A 19,139-nucleotide genomic window follows, 5' to 3' on the forward strand; every position below is an offset into this window, starting at 1 on the left:
ATGTTTACTTCCTAACGACTAATTACGCTTTGCACATAGAAAAGGCGCAGTTGTTCTGCCTACCCCTTATCAGTTTTAACGCCCTAAATCTTATCATTTGTCGAACACTGACTTTGTTCTTCTACTTTATTTAAGGTGCTAAACCCACCCGCAATTCGAGTGACCACCGTTACGGCACAAGCAGCGGCAAAAATATATGCTAGTACAGCAAAGTGTTCAGGCCAGATGCAAAAAGCAAGAAACACAAGAATCGTTTCTGTGCCCTCGGTTAACCCTTGCATATAGTAAAAGCTCTTGTTAGCGAACTGGGGTCTGTCGATATGAAATTTTTCAGCTGCAATGGCAAAAGCCAAAAAGCTACTGCCCGTCCCGATAAACGTGGCAAGTAACACCATTGCTGGTATGCCCCAGTTATTAGGATCAGCAATACCAAATGCTAACGGAATAGATGCATAAAACAAAAAGTCTAGGCATATATCAAGAAACCCACCTGCACTGCTGCTACTTTGTTGATAGCGTGCTAACTCACCGTCAATACCGTCAAATACCCTGTTGAGTACAATGCAGCTAAGTGCCATTCCCCACCAGTTAAGAATAATAAAGGGGACGGCAAGAATACCCAAAACAAAGCCTGCCACGGTAACTTGATTCGGGCTGATGCTTCTTGCATTCAGTGATGTGATCAAGGGCTTTAATAGCGGTTTAATAAAGGGGGTAATTTTCGCATCTAGCATGGTAATAACTCTATTATTTGACCGCCGGCAGCAAGGGCGTCTTCTTTGTCGTGTGTTACAAGAACTGCAGGAATGTTTCGCGCTTTAAGCTGCTTAAATGTCCAGCTTCGAATTTGCTCACGAAGGGCGAAATCTAGCTTACTAAAAGGCTCATCTAACAATACGACGTCAGGTTGCGAAGCGAGCGTTCTTAGTAGAGAAACACGGGATTGCTGCCCGCCTGATAATGAAGTGACTGCACGCTCCCCTATGCCTGCTAAGTCGACAGCGCTAAGCATTTCTTCGATAGCCTCCATTTTAGCCTTTCGATTTGTATGACTGTCTTTAGGCATGGCAAAGGCAATATTTTCTGCAACCGTCATGTGCTCAAATAACAAAGCGTCTTGAAACATGATACCGACTTTACGTAAATGAGCCGCTTTATCGTTTACTACAACACCGTTAATTTTAATGATACCGCTAAAACTAAACGGCCCATGAAGTTGGCCGGTAATTGCCTGCAGCAAAGTAGACTTTCCGGCTCCACTTGGCCCCATTACCGTTAAAATTTCTCCATCTTTCACACATACATTCACTTTTAATAGTGTGCTTTGTGCATGAGAAACCACTAGGTTTTCTAAACTAAGCGCCATGTAATACTGCTCTACTCTTTTTCTCTAAAGTACGTAATTTGTTACTTGGTTTTACTAACGCGGCGGGTAAATACCACGCCATCACAAAGCCCACTAAAGGCATAATCGCTTGGATAATAACGAATACCGCCGTTAAGCGCGTACTGCTTCCCGACACTGAAGCCACGGCTTCTGTAGTCATAGTGGCAATAGTGCCCCCGGAGGCCAATAACGTAGGTAAGTACTGGCTGAAGCTAATAGCAAGCCCCAGCGCCCACGCCACCATAATGGCTGAAAACAGGGATGGTAATTTAATATGGTAGAACACTTGCCAAGGCGTTTTGCCTAGGCTTTGTGCAACCATTGCGTAGCGAATATCGAATTTGCGATAGGCTACCGCCATAGACAAAAACACGTAGGGCACCACATAAACCATATGAGCAATATAAGTATGAAACCAAACAGCGTCTTGCAGCACGAGCTGCTGAAACCAAACCAGTCCATATAAAAAAGCCACACCAGGGACCAATAACGGCAAAAATAACGAGATAGAAAACGCCCTGTTAGCATTGATACCTGCGGGTTTAAGCAGCTCACTTTCCAGTGTAAATAGTACTAACCCCAATGCTGAGGTGCTTACCAATATTCCTAGCAATAAACTATTGGAAAGTGGCGTCGCAAGGGTTTCAAGTGCCGTTTCCCAGTGCAATAGCGTTGTACCTTCTGGCAACAAATTGGGGTAGTACCACTGCTTAGCAATTGAGTACACAAGTACCGAATAAACCACCGCGCCAATCAAGGCAATGTATAGCACTACAGCACTATAAGCGGCGCCTTGCACAAGGCGATCAAAAAAACGCCGGTTCCCTTTCGCAAGCCTTTTCCTTCCCGCATATATCACTATACGTTCGACACCTAACAACAGCAGTAAAGCCAAACCACTAACGGCAACCTGAAGCACGGCTGCACTGCTTGCCAATAGGCGCATAGATAAATCGATATGATTAAACCAATGCATAATGGCTACGGCCAAAGTGCTGGGGTTATTCCCTCCTAATATGAGCGGAATTTCCACGTTAGAGGTGGCAAAGACCAACACTGCTAATATAGGTAATCTGATTTGTACGAAGACAGTGGGCATCACAAGCTTAAAAAAGGTTGCCACGGGGGAATATCCAAGCGCTGTGCCCACTTTGATATAGCCAGAAAGCTTACTTTTCACTAATGGCTGGGACATCACGCTTAACGCCATTAAGAGAATGAACGGTAGCTCTTTTAAACTTAACGCCAGCAGTACGCTTAGCCCCCAAGAGTCATAGGGGAAAAAAGCGTCGCCGGCACTAGGAATGACAGAGTTCGTTCCAACTGCAGCTATTCGAGCAAATATGCCTGACGGGCTAAGTACAAATAACAAGGCAATGGCAGCAGCGGCGTGAGGAAAAACAAGAAACGGACTTAATAAACCTTGAATTTTGTTTAGCCAATTCGATTGATAAAATGAAGCTAGTAATAAAAACGCGCCAGCCATGGCCAGCAATGTAGACCCCACCCCGGTAAAAAGTGAAAGCCACACCATCTGCCAAATATCATCAAGAGAAAATAGCGTTCTAAAAACGTCTAGTGAAAAGCTGTTTGCGCCTATTGCAGGAAAATAGCCTAACGCCGGAAACGCTACGCCAACCAACCCAGCCAAAACAGGGATGCACAGCAAAAGTAATAAGCACCAGCGTGCAATTTGCGTAAATTGAGCGAACATCAATAACGCGCTCCATAGCGTTCGTACCATGCCTCTCGCAGCGCATTGGTCCAGCTTGAATGAGGCTCGGCCAGCAGGATCGTTGCTTGCGATTTATCTAACGCTGATGGGTGAGTATTACTTTCAACAAACAGTGCTTGGTCTGGCGCTGAAAGGCTTTCAATATCAAGCACGGTGTCGTCGCCCCACACTTCTACCTTCTGTTTTTTAGCTTGTGCCTGCGGTGAAAGTAGAAAGTTAACCACCGTTTTGGCCGCCGCTTTGTTTTTTGAGTTATAAGTAAGGCCTACAAAGTGAACGTTTGCCAGGCTACCGTCTTGCATAACATAGGTACGAACATCGTCAGGTAAATCGAAACGCGTTACCGCAGAAGGAATTTCTGAAGCGGTAAAAGAGAAGGCCATTGAAAGCTCACCTGTACCCACCAAACGTTGTAATTGGGAGGCTTGACGTAACATGTGCTTACCCTGTTGCCACATAGTAGGATGCAGCGCGTCAAGATACGCCCACAAACTCGGTAAAATCGCATTGAGCGATTTATCATTCGCTGGCTGATAGAAAAGGCTTCGCTTATCTTTATTAAGTGCAAGCGCTGCATACTTAATAAAACTAATACCTAAATAATCACTCGGTACTGGGTAGGTAAATCTACCTGGGGATTTTTGGCTAAATCGTAGCAGTTCTTCAATGGTTTTTGGCGCCATAAGCCCTAGCGTATTTAAGTGTGCGCTACGGTAGTAAAAAACCATAGATGCTTTGCCCCAAGGCGCCTCCATTCCTAACGTTGGCTCACCGAAGTCTGTTGTTACAGCGGGGTTTTGATCTGGGTTAGTTAGGCTAAAATTGTCAAGTTCTCCGACCCACGAAGTACTTAGCAGGTCGTGCTTTTTCATCGCAGCGAAATTTTCGCCGTTTATCCATATAAGGTCTACACTCCCGTTTTTGTGGTTTCCTGCCGCCTTTTCTGCAAGCACTCGAGACACTGCATCACTGGTGTCGGCCAGCTTCACATGTTGTAGTTCTATGTTAAAACGAGTTTTCACTTGTTCCGCTACCCACTGAAGGTAGCCATTGACCTGGGCGCTACCACCCCAGGCATGAAATCGAACAAGAGGCGGTTTTTCGCTGGCTGCTTCATCGCTGGTTTGGCCCAACGCAGGCTGGGCTACAACAAATACGGAAAAAATAACCATGCAGGTAAAAAAGAATACCTGCATGGGGGTAAACAAGGGTCTATTTGTACTTAACTGTGCCGCAGCTTGCCAACCTGAATTCATTTGCGAAGCATTCAGGGCTCTAGCATTAGCGTTAGCGTTAGCGCTACTGTGCCGCATTAAGCGCCCAGTCATAGTTTAGGTATTCGATATCTGCAGTGTCATTTTTTAACGCTGAAACTTGCGCTTCAGTTAATTGCATTGCGTCTTTATACAGCAAGATAAACTCGTTGAGCGTTGACGTATCACGCCACTCGCCGTATTTACCTTCAAAATCCTCACTGTACCAATCAAATATTTTTGATAAATACAGTGTGCCTTCGCTCATTTTATTACGAGAGGCGTCAGCCAAAAATCGCTTAGTTTGTGCCTCTAACTGCGAATCTAGTTTGTCTGCTGTGTATGCTTCTTCACGAAGCGCTGGGCAACCTACGCTGGCGCAATTCACCGCAAAATGTATGCGAGGCTCGTTATAGTTTTTTATGGTTTGGTTTGTACCGCGAATAAGTTCGTGTTCAATTTCATCTAACGTGCGGGTTTCGCCTAGCAGTGGCGCTATTTCTTTTTTCCAAGGCGAAGAAAAGAAACCGCCTAAATCACGAATTGAGTCAATAGCTGGGTACTCAGTTAAAATAAGCTCAATGGTATAGGCGTTGTAAGCATTAATAAGAAAAGCGAGCTGTTTATCCTTACCCCATGAGTCGAATGTTCTTTGCTCAACCTTAGATAAGCGCGCTAAATACCCGTTAAGCTTAGTCCGCTCTTTTTTAAAGCCATCGTAATTAACCTGTGTACTTGCGCCGTTAGAAATCGGCGTGACGTACTTACCTAACAAATTATCAAACGTGCTATGTAGGCCCTCTTCAGCATTAGCATAGAAACTTGCGCTTGCAGCAAGCAGCGCTATGCTGCCTGCTGCAATACCACGTGCTACTGCACTATTACGTGATAAACGGGCAATTTTACACATGAACGACGATTGAGTAGTTTTCACTTCTATCACCCTCTGCGCCATGTGTGGAATTTCTCAACGTAGCTTAAAAGTTTTTCAGGAGCATTAGCGCGCTTCCAGTTCCCCGCTGCGTATTTCGCACCTTCTGCCCATGTCGGGTAGGCGTGAATAGTGCCAAGAATTTTGTTTAACCCTAGATCGTGTTTCATGGCAATAACAAACTCAGACAGCAAATCACCAGCGTGCTCAGAAACAATAGTAACGCCCAGTATCTTGTCTTCACCCGGCGGCGTAAGCACCTTTATAAACCCTTTACGCGCACTTTCGGCAACCGCGCGATCGAGTTCGGCAAATTCGTAACGCGTTACTTCTACATCAATATCTTGTTCTGCAGCATCACGCTCACTAAGACCTACTCTCGCCACTTCAGGGTCGATAAAGGTTGTCCAAGGAATAACGCGATAATCCACTTTAAACTTTTTGAAGGTGCCGAACAGTGCATTTACCGCCGCATACCATGCCTGGTGAGCGGCTACGTGGGTAAACTGATAGGGCCCTACCACATCACCTGCTGCAAAGATGTTTGGCATAAGGGTTTGCAAGTATTCATCGGTTTCTATGGTTCTATCGAACTGAATTCCCAAATCTTCAAGACCAAACCCATTAAGGCGCGCTTTTCGACCAACCGCCACAATCACTTCGTCATAAGCGATAGTAGACTCAACACCTTCTTTAGCTACCACTAATACTTTTTCACCATCTTTCGTTTCAAAGCGCAGTGCGTCATGAGATGTCAAAACATTCACTCCGCTCTCTCGCAGTACAGATTCAGAATATTCGGCTACATCCGCATCCTCGCGGCCCATTAAACGGGGTGCACGTTCAACTTGCGTAACCTCACTACCCAAGCGAGCAAAGGCCTGCGCTAGCTCACAGCCAATAGGCCCACCACCCAACACTATTAAGCGCTTTGGCGCTTCTTCAAGGGAAGCAAACTTAGTCCATAAAGTATCAGATGTGACATAACCGCTTTGTTCAATACCAGGCAGGTCCGGAACAAAAGGCGCTGCTCCCGTGGCAACAACAATGTTTTTAGTAGTTAGCGTTTGCGTGCCGCCATCATTCTTTTTAATCTCTACTGTCCAGGGGTCGATGATCTTTGCATAGCCTTTCACTACATCAACGCCCAAACTGGTGTAACGCTCTACACTGTCGTTGGGTGCAATAGCCGCAATGACTTCGTGCACACGGGCCATCACTTTTTTAAACGACATAGCAGGTGTTACCGGCTCTAAACCATAGTTATCGGCATGGCGCATTTGGTTTGCTACTTTCGCCGTTTTTATAATGGCTTTACTGGGTACACAGCCATAGTTAAGGCAGTCGCCCCCCATTTCCCCTGCTTCTACCAGCGTTACTTTTGCTTTTACTGCGGCGGCGATATAACTGGTAACCAACCCACCTGCACCGGCGCCTACCACAACTAGGTTACGGTCAAATTTCTTTGGTTTCTTGTAGCCTTTATAGACGCGGCGGCGATTCACTAGTGCCACAATGCCTTTAGCTATCCATGGAAATATACCTAGCAGAACAAATGAAAAGATAAGCCTTGGCGATACGATGCCTGACAGGCTATCAATTTGCGCAAGCTGCGTACCAGCGTTTACATAAACAGCGGTGCCAGCAAGCATACCTATTTGGCTTACCCAGTAAAATGTCCAGGTTTTAAGTGACGTCAGCCCCATTAACAGGTTGATTAAAAAGAACGGAAATACCGGTACTAAACGCAGCGTAAATAAGTAAAACGCACCTTGTTTTTCTACGCCCTCATCTATCTTTTTAAGCTTTTCTTTAAACTTGTTGCGTACGGTATCTCGTAGAATGAAGCGCGCGACTAAAAAAGCTAACGTAGCACCAACACTTGATGCGAACGACACTATAACTAAGCCCTGAGCAAGCCCAAACAGTGCGCCTGCAGCTAAGGTTAAAATTGCTGCACCTGGCAGCGACAGTGCGGTAACCGCCACGTAGATTGCGAAGAACACGCCAATGCTTAATACCGGGTTTTCTTCTATTTGCGCTTGAAACGTTCCCAGTGAGTCCTTCATGCCTTGAAGGGTTAGATAGCTATTCAAATCAAAATAGAAAAAGCTAAATATAGCGGCGACGATAACCCCTAAAAGCGCTATTTTCTTAAACATAAAAATCCTTAGCGCTTAAAACGCGTATTGCATGGTAACTTGAGCGTGACGAGGCACGTTTGGCATAACTAAAGTCGCACCAAAATATCCGCCTTCAAAAAGCGGCTGCCAATTTTCTTCATCAGTCACGTTAATAACATCTAAGCGTAAACGAAGATCATCGCTAACTCGGTAATCAGCATTTAAGTCTATAGTGTACTGATCGCGAATATGCACGGTCTGTAAAAAGTCTAACGGGAAAGACTTGGTGTATAAAGCACTCGCACCAAGCTGAACATCATCCGTAACCTGCCACCCAGCATTAATAGATGCTATTTGCGGTGGAATACCTTGCACTCGGCTGTTCGATGCAGGGAACGCAGCAAACGATGGCGATCCCACTCCCGTGCCCTCAATAATATCTGGACGACTGTTATCAAACGCATCTATGACCTGCGCCGTACCTTGGAACGCTGCAGAGTCATCAAAACGCGCGTCTAAATAACTGTAGGCCGCATTAACCCATACGTCGTCGCCTTGGTAAAACATTTGCAATTCAAACCCTTTGGTTTTCACGCCGCTATTGCTGCCATCGCGGTTGCGTAAGCTACGGGTTTGTTCGAACACTGCCGCTTCAGCGTACCATTTGCTGTTTGGCGCGTATTTTACCCCTGCTTCATACAGAGTATTTTCGGTAGCAAAATTAAGCGGGTTAATTTCATTATTACCGCCCAATACTGTGCCACCCGCCATACTGTTTGATGTAGCATCGTTTTCGGAAAACGCAGCATATAAGTTGATGTCACTGGTTAGTTTGTAAACCGCGCTTAACTGATAGCTAGTTAACGTATCGCTATAGGTATCAGACGCGGCCGTTACTCCCTCAGGCGCTAGAGGGTCACGGGCTTCAACATCGTAATAATCTATTCTAACGCCGGCAATGGTTGAGAATTTGTCTGTCCATGTAGAACGTTGCTGCAGTGCCAACCCTGTTTGCCATGTTGTGGAATCAGTGGTGTCTGACAGGTTGAAATCGCCGCTTCCATCCCCGTCCAAATCATACTGAGCCCCCGGAGATACGAATACACCAGGACGTAACTCGACTAAACGCGCTTTTTGCGCGTCGGTAAGCGGAATAACGCGGTTTGAAATAGGCCCGGTTAAGTCAATCGGATTGTCGGCCTCTGTGGTAAACTGGCTATAGCCCAGCACGTCGTTATAGCGAAGCGCTAAGCCTACGGTAGTAAGTTGGTTATCGTTCCACTGGTAATCCACTTCAGTGCGATTTTCAAACGTATCTGCGCCGTCAATAATCTCTACAAAGCTATTTTGCGCAATTTCCTCACGTTCAAGATACTGATAATAAGTCATGTTGCGAAGCGCCACGTTATCAGCCACTTTGTATTCTACATTACTGCGAATAACTGTGGTTTCAGCACCATTGATGTCGTCAGGGTTAGTAAATACGCGATTGCGGGGAATAACCACTTCACCGGTTGGTGAAATAATGGATCCAGCGCCCGGAACTGAACTACCATTAGGCTGAGTGCCTTGCCCAGTAATATAAATACCGTTGTCGATAAGGTCTTGCGTTGGGCGGTTTATACCTGCGTTGTCTGGATAGTCTGTGTTGTAATATTCAGCGCTGATATCCCAAGTGAGTGCGTCGCTCGGTATATAGCGATATGCAACAAATAGGTTTGTACTATCGCGCTCAGCAAAATCATAGAAGCTGCCGTGATCTAGATACTCAGCACTGAAGCGAATGCCGCTTTTCCCTTCTTCTATTGCTGTGCCGTAATCTACTTGGGCTGAATACTGATCCCAACGCCCGGCGCGAAGGGTAACTTTACCCTTGCTTTCTGTGGTTGGCGCAACCTTAGTTTGAAGGTTAACAAAGCCACCATTGCGCTGCGTACTACCAAACAATACGGGAGAAGGCCCTTTCACTACGTCAATTTGCTCTATGCTGTTAAAAGATAACGGCAATCCAAAACCATTATTACCAGCCTGACGACGCACGCCGTCTTGAAAAAGTTCGCCTAACTGACCGCGAATACTTGGCAAGCTGGGTGTACCGAAGCCGCTTGAAGCGTAGGCATTAGGGGCTGCCTTTACGATATCGTGTAAATCATTAATGTTAAGAGCTTCTATCGCTTCTGCCGACAATGACGTTACTGCACGAGGGGTTTCTGCTGCACTAAAACCGCTACCAAATAACCCTCTTAACGTATTGTCGCCCGGGTTTAGCGTGTTTACGCTTTGTTGATTGCCTGTTACTTCTACGACTTCAATATCTGATACTTGCTGGGCAGCTAAAGACTGACTGATGGCAAGCGCGAGTGTGCTAACGGCTAGGCCGATTATTCTTTTCATTAACGATTCCGTATTTTTATTTATTATTCGACTAGACCGATACGTGTCACAAAAAATTTCAGTACATTTAATTTTTAAAAAATTTTAGAAAACATTAAATTAGTTGAAATTTTTATTTTGAACGGTCGTTCTAGTATGCTTGCACTATTATACTTTTGGAGCATGTATGCAAAACAACACAGATATTCAAAACCGACTCGAGTGGTCACTACTTTCTCTTCGCGTAACCATTTTTATCGTTATGTTCGTTTGGACCTTAGATAAGTTTGTCAATCCAGCTCACGGCATGGCTATTTTCGAAAAATTTTACGGTATAGGCGGAGTACCTGAAATGGCCGTCTACATCATGGGCGCATTACAGCTAGCACTGGTTTTAGCATTTCTAGCAGGCCTTGCGAAAAAATATACCTACGGCCTTATTTTCATTCTTCACGGCGGCTCTACCCTTTCGTCTTTCCCGCAATATCTAGACGCCTTCAATCACCTGCTGTTTTTTGCCGCATGGCCTATGTGGGGTGCGTGCTTTGCACTGTTCCTACTGCGCGATGCTGACACTAAGTTTGCCTTTGGCAAGTAGTGACTATTCGTTGAATTAGTACGCTATATCGACTCACAAGACGCATGAACTAGATATACTCGCTAGATAGGCTGCCTGCTAAAAAATTAGCGCTCGAATGTTTCTCGTTATCGAATTCATAGGGCGCGAGGGCCTCGCCTTTTTAGCATTAGGTTTATTTTTTGGCAGCAGCATACAGTTGCTGCCATTCGCCCTCTTGTACCGGCATTATTGATAACCTTCCGCCTTTCTTAACTAAAGGCAGCTCATTAATACCTTCCATCGTTTTAATCACTGAAAGTGGCAATACGTTGGAAAATTTTTCTACAAACTTCACATCTACACGATACCAACGAGGGTTTTCTTCACTAGATTTAGGATCGTAGTATTTTGACTCAGGATTAAACTGTGTGGTGTCTGGGTACCCGTCATTCACCACTTCTGCAACACCTGCAATACCCACTAGCTTGCAGCTGGAATGGTAGATAAACACCTTATCGCCTAGCTTTACGCCGTCACGCAGAAAGTTGCGAGCTTGGTAGTTTCTAACGCCGTCCCACGGTTCAATTTGGTCGGGACGGTTTGCCAAGTCGTCTATAGAAAATGCATCAGGTTCTGTTTTAAATAGCCAATACGCCATGTTTTTATTCATTCTCTTAATATTTGAGCACTTACTAAAGCGTTTATAAATAAAAATACGCCGTACGTGCTCTATTATCTTTTTAACTAACGACAGTATACAAAGCGCTTTTATTTAATGACAGTGCTATACCTTAGCTTGGCTAAGACTGCTATAATTACGCACTTAATCTGAGCTTACGCCTATTTTGAGTTCAGCAATTCCCTGATTTATCTAGATGTGATTACTATGCAAGCCACCATTAAGGCCGACCGCGGTCTGTTTTCTTACCCTAAATATTGGCCACACTGCCTGGGTACTGCGCCTTTTCTTCCCATGTCAAAAGAGGAAATGGATGCCCTTGGCTGGGACAGCTGTGACGTTATTTTGGTAACCGGCGATGCATATGTCGATCACCCTAGTTTCGGTATGGCGGTTATTGGTCGAGTACTGGAAGCCCATGGTTTTCGCGTTGGCATTATTTCTCAGCCAGATTGGAAGAGTAAAGACGACTTCATGAAGTTGGGTAAGCCCAACCTGTATTTTGGCGTAACAGCCGGAAACATGGACTCTATGATCAACCGCTATACGTCTGACAAAAAGCTTCGTCACGACGATGCCTATACCCCAGGCAATGTAGGCGGTAAGCGTCCTGACCGTGCTGTAACTGTTTATGCACAGCGCTGCCGCGAGGCATTTAAAGGCGTACCTGTGATTGCAGGCGGTATTGAAGCCAGCTTGCGTCGTATTGCGCACTACGATTACTGGAGCGAAAAAGTACGCCGCTCAGTACTGTTCGACTCTAAAGCCGACATGCTGTTTTTCGGTAACGCCGAGCGCCCGCTTGTTGAAGTCACCCATCGCTTGGCGGCAGGTGAAGATATTGCCGATTTACGCGACATTCGCGGTACCGCAATCATCGTTAAAGAAGCCTTACCAGAATGGCAAGGTGTTGACTCTACCTCTCTAGATAGACCCGGTAAAATTGACGCCATTCCAAGCCCCTATCAAATGGAGCCCGAGTGCGACTCGCAGGATAAAGATACGAAAAGCAGTGAAGCACCAGAAGCATCGCCCATTGTTATTCAGCCTGCGCAGAAAGAAAAAGAAAAGCGTAAGCCTTGGGAGAAGGTGTACGTTAAGCTGCCAGCGTACGAAACGGTAAAAGATAACAAGGTCTTATACGCCCATACATCGCGTATTTTGCACCAAGAGACCAACCCAGGTTGCGCTCGTGCACTGATGCAGCGCCATGGCGACAGACACATTTGGATTAACCCACCCGCCATGCCGCTTGAGACAGAAGAGATGGACGCGGTATTTGACTTACCGTATCAGCGTGTTCCTCACCCTGTATATGGCGATGCCAAAATTCCTGCGTACGATATGATCCGTTTTAGTATCAATATCATGCGTGGATGCTACGGCGGCTGTACGTTCTGCTCAATTACCGAGCACGAAGGCCGTATTATTCAAAGTCGTTCTGAAGATTCGATTATTCGTGAAATTGAACAAATACGCGACACCGTTCCTGGCTTTACTGGCGTAATTTCAGACTTAGGCGGCCCAACGGCGAACATGTATCGCCTTCGTTGTAAAAGCCCGAAGGCTGAAGCGACTTGTCGTCGCCCTTCCTGCGTGTACCCAAGCATATGTGCACATATGGATACCGACCATAAGCCAACGATCGACTTATACCGCCGTGCTCGCGAATTGCCTGGAATTAAAAAGATTTTGATTGCGTCTGGCGTGCGTTATGACTTAGCGGTAGAAGACCCAGAATACGTGAAAGAGCTAGCCCTTCACCACGTAGGCGGTTATTTGAAGATAGCACCAGAGCACACCGAAGACGGCCCGCTTTCGAAAATGATGAAGCCGGGTATGGGCAGCTATTACCGCTTTAAAGAACTGTTTGATAAGTACTCACAAGAAGCAGGTAAAAAGCAGTACCTGATTCCTTACTTTATTGCGTCGCACCCGGGTACCACCGACGAAGACATGCTAAGCCTTGCGATATGGCTAAAAGAAAACAAATTTAAGCTGGATCAGGTTCAGAACTTTTATCCGTCGCCAATGGCAACGGCCACCACCATGTACCACACAGAGGTAAATTCACTTCGCAAGGTGACTAAAGAAAGTGAAGAAGTACCGTCAGCGAAAGGTGAAATTCACCGTAGACTACATAAGGCTATGTTGCGTTATCACGACCCGAAAAACTTTGCGCAAATTCGAGAAGCACTTAAACGTATGGGTCGTGAAGACTTAATAGGCCGAGGCCCTCAACACCTTGTTCCGCCAGAAACGGCAGATGAAAAACGCCAAAAAGCGCAAAAAGGCCGTCGTGGCGAACGCGCGCTTACCAAACATACCGGGCTTCCACCCACGTTTCAGGGTAAAAACGGGAAAGGCAAAAGCCGAGACGGTAGCGCGGTAAATAAAAGCCGTCGTAATACAAACGGCAATAAGCAAGGTAGCGGCAATAGGCAAGATCAAGCCAACGGTAATACCGCCAATCGAAATTCCGGTAAAGCTTCTAAGGCGAATAATGGCGGCGGAAACAATCGTGGCCGCTCTCAAAAACAGCCAAGCATGCATAAACGTTAAGATAACAAACGCTAAAAATAAAAAAGCCCGATGCTTTTCAACATCGGGCTTTTTTTGTGATTTTTAGCAATAGCATTGCGGTATTTCAATTTACTATTTTAGTATCCAAACTATATGTACCCAGGCTATATGTACCCAAGCTATACGTTTACATTCAGTCGTGATTTGGGTAGCACTCCACATTTTCAAGTTTAGCAAGCTCACCAGTTTGATCATTTCGCAGCAAGCAGTGCTTGCCATCACTTAGTAACGTAAAGCTGTACACAGGGTTGTCATGCCTTCCTTCAACGGGTAAACCTCTGCTATCTACCTTCGCTTTCCGTTCAATTGTAATGCTTGAAGCGCTGCTAAATGCATTATCAGCAACAGTGATGGATATACCGCCGAACCAGTTGCTGATGGTATTTTCAATAGTTTGCTTTTGGCTTGCACTCGTGCTGTTAGTGATTGCTTTATGCAGCTCAGTCTCCTTGGTTGCAGCACAGCCAGATGCCGATGATAGCGCTATAGCAAGGGCTGCAACTGTCAGCCCTTTGCTTTTGCCTTTACCGAATAGAGCCATCATTCTTGTTCCTTGATAACAAGCTGATTGATCTTGTTGTGTAAAATAAAGTTTTCTCTGCGCTTTTCAGGCGTATCGATAGGAATAAGCTTTTCACCCACTAGCGCGCTTTGATTACTGCGCAGTGCGTTTACATCAGCCGTGCCGTTACCCGATACCACTTCAGGGCATGCGCCCGTAGCTGCAAATTCTAGTGCTGCAGACAACATACCTTCATTCGGGTCGCCTAAACTAGCAGTAAAGTCATCTTCAACTTCACATCCTGGCAGTTCAAAATCAAAGTTTGGAGTACTGGTTGGCATAAAGCCGTCGGCATAATCACCAAAGCCTTTATTGTTCACTCCTTGGAACTGAATAGTGAAGTAAGTTTCACCACAGTTGTCTGTAGGATAGAAACCATAAGGCTTACCGCACGTTGTAGAGCCAATTTGTACCACCTCTACATCTATGCCTCGAAGCGCGTTCATTACCGCTTCACTGGCTGAACAGGTTGCATCTGTTGAAATTACGTAAACACGAGTCAGTGAAAGGCTCGGTAGTAACGTATCGGTAAGCCGTCCGGCGTTGTAATCGATAACATTGCTGTAAAAAGGCGTAGGACTAATATTGTCGCCGGTTACAGGGTTAGTCGTTGGGTTCTTGTCGTTAAATTGCAAAGTTTCAAACGTAGCGTTGTTCGTTTGATTTGGACCCGCTACCATATAAGAAAGCTGAGAAGCTAACGCCAAACGTCCCCCACCGTTGTAACGCAGATCCATGACTAACTCGGTTACATTCTGCTCAACAAAGGTATCAAATGCCTCGATTAACCCTTCCTGCGCGGTAACAATGAAGGTATTAAATTGGAAGTAACCTGTTTTACCGTTTTCGGTATCGAACACCTTAACGTTTTGCACCGGCGTTTCGCTCACATCAGCAGAAGTTATATCTACAGACATAGTCGTACCGTCAATCAGCTCAAACTCAAAGCTCGTAGTGGTTCCGGCATCATCAGGAAACAGTCCATCGTTTAAAGCGTTTACACCTTGTTGGGTATTGTCATTAACGAAATCAACGCCGTTAATACTCACAACCTTAGCGCCTCGCGGCACATTCGCTGCAGCAGCAGGTGAACCAGGCTCTGTGAACCGCACCGTTAGCTCTCTTGGTACCGTGTTTGAGCCAAATTCCCAATCAAAACCAAAACCTGACGATATGCCAGATTGAGATAGCTCGTTATATTCAGCAGTATCTTGTGAAAAATGAAAATTGTCTTTAGGCGTGCCGCTTGGCGTTAATTCATTGGTTTTTAACTGGTCGAAGTATGCCAATACTGAAAAGTTTTCTGGGTCGTTGTCGTCTACTTCGTCATACCATAAGTAGGTGTCGTTAGTCCAAGAACGCAGCCAGAGCTTTTCATCCATTGCAGTACCTTGGGTATCTGGATAAGCACTTCCTGTAAAAGGGTCGATTCCAGTTCTTGGCGTTTCACATTTGGCGATGAAGTCAGATTGTGGCTCATAGACACCCGCTTCCCACTCAGGCTCAGAGGTAACGGGAGTCGTTGGTGTTGTAGCTACTGGCGAGGAATTAGATGATCCACCACCTCCCCCACACCCTGCTAATAGAGAAATCGTCACCGCTAATGCAACTGAAGAATACACATACGCTTTCATAGTTCTAACATGTCCTTATTGTAAATGGCTAACTAAGGCCTACAGCTCAATACTCAAACAATAGCATAGCCGATAATGACATATCCTTATAAACCTAACTACATAACAAAAGTTTAAAATGTTTCTAATTGTAAAATCAACGAACGTTAGCTTAAGGGCGTGGCACTGCCCTTAAGCCAAGCGCTAGGTCAGTGTTTTTTAGCTAAAAGCGCGTAAAACACAGGCGTAAATATTAATCCAAACACCGTAACGCCAATCATGCCGAAAAACACTGCGTTACCCATCGCATGACGCATTTCCGCGCCTGCACCACTGGCTAACACAAGCGGAACTACGCCTGCGGTAAACGCGAACGACGTCATTAAAATTGGGCGTAATCGCTGACGGCAGGCGGCGATAATTGCGTCCATATAATGCATACCGTCCATTTGCTTCTCCCTTGCAAATTCCACCATAAGTATGGCGTTCTTAGAGGCAAGCGCCACTAAGACGACCAACGCTATTTGGGTAAATATATTATTATCACCACCCAAAATAAATACACCAAACAATGCGGATAATATTGTCATTGGCACTATCATGATGATGGCTAACGGTAAGCGTAAGCTCTCATACTGAGAGGCCAGCACCATGAATACGAAAATAATAATAAGAGGAAACACAAAGACCATAGTATTACCGGCTAGTATTTGCTGGTAGGTCATATCCGTCCACTCATAATCAATACCCGCTGGCAAGACCTGAGTTAACACTGCCTCTATTGCCGCCTTTCCTTGGTCAGAGCTATACCCTGGTGCTGGGCTACCGTTTAATTCGGCGCTAATGTATCCGTTGTAATGTTGAACGCGATCTGGCGCGGTAATGGGTTCCACCGAGACAACTGAGCCTAAAGGCACCATATTTCCTTGAGCATTTTTAACTTCAAGCCTAAGTATTTGTTCCTCACGCTCTCTAAATTGACTGTCTGCCTGTGCAGTTACCTGATAAGTGCGTCCAAACATGTTGAAGTCATTTATGTAAGCAGAGCCCAAATAAACCTGTAGCGTTGTAAAAAGTGCCTCTAAATCTATACCCTGTATAAGCGCTTGCTCCCGGTCGATTGTTAAATTCATTTGGGGCACTTGAATACGGAAACTGGAAAATAAGCCGCTTAGCGCCGGGTTTTCGTTACCCACTTTTATAACCTCTTGAAGCGTGGCAAACATTTTCTCAAAGCCCACGTTCCCCCTATCCTCTAACTGCAGTTTAAATCCTCCGGTAGAGCCTAACCCAAGAATCGGGGGCGGTGTAAACACTGCGACAAATGCTTCGTCAATATCGGCATACGCCTTGTTAAGTTTCGCCGCAATTGCCGACGCCGTCATATCCTCGCTCTGACGCTTATCAAAGTCTTCAAGTGGAACAAACACCATTGCACTATTTGGGCTGTTACTTGGCCCGTTAATGGAGCGCCCCGGAAACGCTACAGTATTCAGCACCCCAGGTACGTCTAACGCAATTTTTTGCATTTCTACGGCGACGTCTTCAGTTCTGTCGAGGCTAGACGCATCAGGCAGCTGTGCAATTGCGATTAAGTACTGTTTGTCTTGCTGGGGAATAAAGCCCCCGGGAATAGAAGAAAATAAAGCCCCAGTTGCACTTAACAATGCAACATACACCACCATTACCGCACCGCGTTTACCCAATAATTTGCCGACAAAAGCCTCATAATACTTCGCACTTTTGTCAAATACTCTATTGAATGGCGTAAACAACCTTTTCCCAAGTAAACGATTAAGGAACAGGGTAATTTTATCGTCTGGCGCATCGTGACCTTTTAACAACAGCGCCGATAACGCAGGGGACAACGTAAGTGAATTAATGGTAGATATAATGGTTGATATGGTTATGGTTACGGCAAACTGTTTGTAGAATTGACCGGTTACACCGGTAATAAAAGCCGTGGGGATAAATACCGCACAAAGCACAAAGGCAATAGCGATAATGGGCCCACTGACCTCAGACATAGCACGCTTAGTTGCGGTTAGCGGATCGTAACCAGCTTCAATGTTTCGCTCGACGTTTTCAACCACAACAATCGCATCATCAACCACAATACCAATAGCGAGCACTAGGCCAAACAAAGACAAGGTATTAATCGATAACCCGAGCAGGTGCATTACCGCAAAGGTGCCTATTAAAGACACGGGAACAGCAATCAGCGGAATGATAGATGCGCGCCATGTTTGTAAAAACAAAATGACGACAATGACCACTAAGACAATAGCTTCGAATAAGGTATCAATAACGGCATCAATCGAGCCGCGTACAAACAGCGTGGGATCGTAAGCGATATTGTATTCCATTCCAGGAGGAAAATTTTGCGCTAACCGTGCCATGGTTGCTCTCACATCGTCTGATAAAGCGATTGCATTTGAACCCGGGCGCTGAAAAACAGGTAAACCAACCGCGGGCTCAGCGTCTAGCATAGCTCTTAATGCATAGTTTTCTGAGCCAAGCTCTATTCTGGCCACGTCTCCCAATCGGGTTAACTGGCCGTTATCGCCAACCTTAAGTACAATATTTTCAAACTCTTTAACGCTTTCCAAGCGGCCTTTTACATTAAGCAGTGTTTGAAACTGAATAGATTCATGGGCAGGTTGTGCCCCCAATGCACCCGCAGAAATCTGCTTATTTTGCGTACTTATAGCCTGAAAAACTTCACCTGCGGTAATGTTTCGACTTGCAAGCGCATCAGGGTCTAGCCACACGCGCATAGCGTATTTGGCACCGCCATTTAGCATGGTGTCGCCAACGCCAGGTAGCTTTTTAAGCTCGTCGATAATGTACATGTCGGCATAATTTGCAATGTAGCTTACATCCAGAGAGCCATCTGGCGAATACAACTGTATGCCCATAGCGAGATTAGGAGACGCTTTTTCAGCGGTAACCCCCAAGCGCTGCACTTCTTCAGGTAAGCGGGATAACGCATTGCTTACACGATTCTGGACCTGTACTTGCGCGACATCTAAATCTGTCCCTAAGGCAAAGGTTACAGTTATTGTTAAGCCTCCATCACTAGTTGCTAGTGAAGAGTGATACAACATATTTTCTAAACCATTAAGCTCTTGCTCAATAGGTGTAGCTACGGTTTGCCCGATAACCGTTGGATTCGCGCCTGGGTAACTTGCGTTGATGACCACCGTTGGTGGCACAACCGCAGGGTATTCGCTAACAGGTAATTGCTTCATTGCAATAAGCCCGGTAATGACAAACACCAAAGAGATCATTGAAGCAAAGATTGGACGTGTTATAAAAAAATGTGAAAACTTCATAGCACT

13 protein-coding genes are annotated in these 19,139 nt (G+C 45.6%); 2 read left to right on the forward strand and 11 right to left on the reverse strand.

Features of this window, described 5'->3' with window-relative positions; translation table 11 throughout:
• Positions 1–83: 83 nt before the first annotated feature.
• Genes ACYX4N_RS12550 through ACYX4N_RS12580 form a run of 7 tightly spaced genes read right to left on the reverse strand, consistent with a single transcriptional unit; the run spans position 84 to position 9,823 of the window.
• Positions 84–734 (reverse strand): CDP-alcohol phosphatidyltransferase family protein, encoded by a 651-nt coding sequence (locus tag ACYX4N_RS12550; RefSeq protein ID WP_476054250.1) that lies wholly within the window; start codon positions 732–734, stop codon positions 84–86.
• Positions 728–1,366 carry an ATP-binding cassette domain-containing protein gene (locus ACYX4N_RS12555; RefSeq protein ID WP_476054251.1) on the reverse strand — a complete coding sequence of 213 codons (639 nt, stop codon included), beginning with the start codon at positions 1,364–1,366 and terminating at the stop codon, positions 728–730. The genes ACYX4N_RS12550 and ACYX4N_RS12555 overlap by 7 nt, the downstream gene beginning before the upstream one ends.
• Positions 1,356–3,101, reverse strand: a complete 1,746-nt coding sequence (locus tag ACYX4N_RS12560) for an ABC transporter permease (protein ID WP_476054252.1) — start codon at positions 3,099–3,101, stop codon at positions 1,356–1,358. The genes ACYX4N_RS12555 and ACYX4N_RS12560 overlap by 11 nt, the downstream gene beginning before the upstream one ends.
• Positions 3,101–4,435, reverse strand: coding sequence for an ABC transporter substrate-binding protein (locus ACYX4N_RS12565; protein ID WP_476054253.1), 1,335 nt, complete (start codon positions 4,433–4,435; stop codon positions 3,101–3,103). Before ACYX4N_RS12565 ends, ACYX4N_RS12560 begins: the two co-directional genes overlap by 1 nt.
• Positions 4,422–5,285: a DUF547 domain-containing protein gene (locus tag ACYX4N_RS12570; protein ID WP_476056445.1), complete on the reverse strand. Its 864-nt coding sequence runs from the start codon at positions 5,283–5,285 to the stop codon at positions 4,422–4,424. The genes ACYX4N_RS12565 and ACYX4N_RS12570 overlap by 14 nt, the downstream gene beginning before the upstream one ends.
• 29 nt (positions 5,286–5,314) lie before the next feature.
• Positions 5,315–7,468, reverse strand: coding sequence for an FAD-dependent oxidoreductase (locus tag ACYX4N_RS12575; RefSeq protein WP_476054254.1), 2,154 nt, complete (start codon positions 7,466–7,468; stop codon positions 5,315–5,317).
• A 15-nt stretch (positions 7,469–7,483) separates the two neighbouring features.
• Positions 7,484–9,823 carry a TonB-dependent receptor gene (locus tag ACYX4N_RS12580; protein WP_476054255.1) on the reverse strand — a complete coding sequence of 780 codons (2,340 nt, stop codon included), beginning with the start codon at positions 9,821–9,823 and terminating at the stop codon, positions 7,484–7,486.
• 166 nt (positions 9,824–9,989) lie between these two features.
• Between ACYX4N_RS12580 and ACYX4N_RS12585 the strand changes: the two genes are divergently transcribed.
• Entirely contained in the window at positions 9,990–10,400 is a 411-nt protein-coding gene (locus tag ACYX4N_RS12585; protein ID WP_474856149.1) for a hypothetical protein, read from the forward strand.
• Between the two features lie 154 nt (positions 10,401–10,554).
• Here the strand turns inward: ACYX4N_RS12585 and ACYX4N_RS12590 are convergent, their stop codons facing one another.
• Positions 10,555–11,019 carry an EVE domain-containing protein gene (locus tag ACYX4N_RS12590; protein ID WP_476054256.1) on the reverse strand — a complete coding sequence of 155 codons (465 nt, stop codon included), beginning with the start codon at positions 11,017–11,019 and terminating at the stop codon, positions 10,555–10,557.
• Positions 11,020–11,247: 228 nt separating this feature from the next.
• Between ACYX4N_RS12590 and ACYX4N_RS12595 the strand changes: the two genes are divergently transcribed.
• Positions 11,248–13,602 (forward strand): YgiQ family radical SAM protein, encoded by a 2,355-nt coding sequence (locus ACYX4N_RS12595; protein WP_476054257.1) that lies wholly within the window; start codon positions 11,248–11,250, stop codon positions 13,600–13,602.
• A gap of 154 nt (positions 13,603–13,756) precedes the next feature.
• Here the strand turns inward: ACYX4N_RS12595 and ACYX4N_RS12600 are convergent, their stop codons facing one another.
• From ACYX4N_RS12600 to ACYX4N_RS12610, 3 genes are all read right to left on the reverse strand, one after another.
• Positions 13,757–14,167: a hypothetical protein gene (locus tag ACYX4N_RS12600; protein ID WP_476054258.1), complete on the reverse strand. Its 411-nt coding sequence runs from the start codon at positions 14,165–14,167 to the stop codon at positions 13,757–13,759.
• Positions 14,164–15,819, reverse strand: a complete 1,656-nt coding sequence (locus ACYX4N_RS12605; protein ID WP_474807170.1) for a S41 family peptidase — start codon at positions 15,817–15,819, stop codon at positions 14,164–14,166. The genes ACYX4N_RS12600 and ACYX4N_RS12605 overlap by 4 nt, the downstream gene beginning before the upstream one ends.
• Positions 15,820–16,007: 188 nt before the next feature.
• The gene (locus ACYX4N_RS12610; RefSeq protein ID WP_476054259.1) at positions 16,008–19,133 is read right to left on the reverse strand and encodes an efflux RND transporter permease subunit; all 3,126 of its coding nucleotides are present in this window, start codon (positions 19,131–19,133) and stop codon (positions 16,008–16,010) included.
• Between the last annotated feature and the right edge of the window lie 6 nt (positions 19,134–19,139).

The organism is Alteromonas sp. ABH4_452 (genome assembly GCF_056311825.1).

Excerpts from the sequence above, each read along its gene's own strand:
- ACYX4N_RS12550 (WP_476054250.1), bottom strand. The coding sequence starts at position 734 with ATGCTAGATGCGAAAATTACCCCCTTTATTAAACCGCTATTAAAGCCC.
- ACYX4N_RS12555 (WP_476054251.1), bottom strand. The coding sequence starts at position 1,366 with ATGGCGCTTAGTTTAGAAAACCTAGTGGTTTCTCATGCACAAAGCACA.
- ACYX4N_RS12560 (WP_476054252.1), bottom strand. The coding sequence starts at position 3,101 with ATGTTCGCTCAATTTACGCAAATTGCACGCTGGTGCTTATTACTTTTG.
- ACYX4N_RS12565 (WP_476054253.1), bottom strand. The coding sequence starts at position 4,435 with ATGCGGCACAGTAGCGCTAACGCTAACGCTAATGCTAGAGCCCTGAAT.
- ACYX4N_RS12570 (WP_476056445.1), bottom strand. The coding sequence starts at position 5,285 with ATGTGTAAAATTGCCCGTTTATCACGTAATAGTGCAGTAGCACGTGGT.
- ACYX4N_RS12575 (WP_476054254.1), bottom strand. The coding sequence starts at position 7,468 with ATGTTTAAGAAAATAGCGCTTTTAGGGGTTATCGTCGCCGCTATATTT.
- ACYX4N_RS12580 (WP_476054255.1), bottom strand. The coding sequence starts at position 9,823 with ATGAAAAGAATAATCGGCCTAGCCGTTAGCACACTCGCGCTTGCCATC.
- ACYX4N_RS12585 (WP_474856149.1), top strand. The coding sequence starts at position 9,990 with ATGCAAAACAACACAGATATTCAAAACCGACTCGAGTGGTCACTACTT.
- ACYX4N_RS12590 (WP_476054256.1), bottom strand. The coding sequence starts at position 11,019 with ATGGCGTATTGGCTATTTAAAACAGAACCTGATGCATTTTCTATAGAC.
- ACYX4N_RS12595 (WP_476054257.1), top strand. The coding sequence starts at position 11,248 with ATGCAAGCCACCATTAAGGCCGACCGCGGTCTGTTTTCTTACCCTAAA.
- ACYX4N_RS12600 (WP_476054258.1), bottom strand. The coding sequence starts at position 14,167 with ATGATGGCTCTATTCGGTAAAGGCAAAAGCAAAGGGCTGACAGTTGCA.
- ACYX4N_RS12605 (WP_474807170.1), bottom strand. The coding sequence starts at position 15,819 with ATGAAAGCGTATGTGTATTCTTCAGTTGCATTAGCGGTGACGATTTCT.
- ACYX4N_RS12610 (WP_476054259.1), bottom strand. The coding sequence starts at position 19,133 with ATGAAGTTTTCACATTTTTTTATAACACGTCCAATCTTTGCTTCAATG.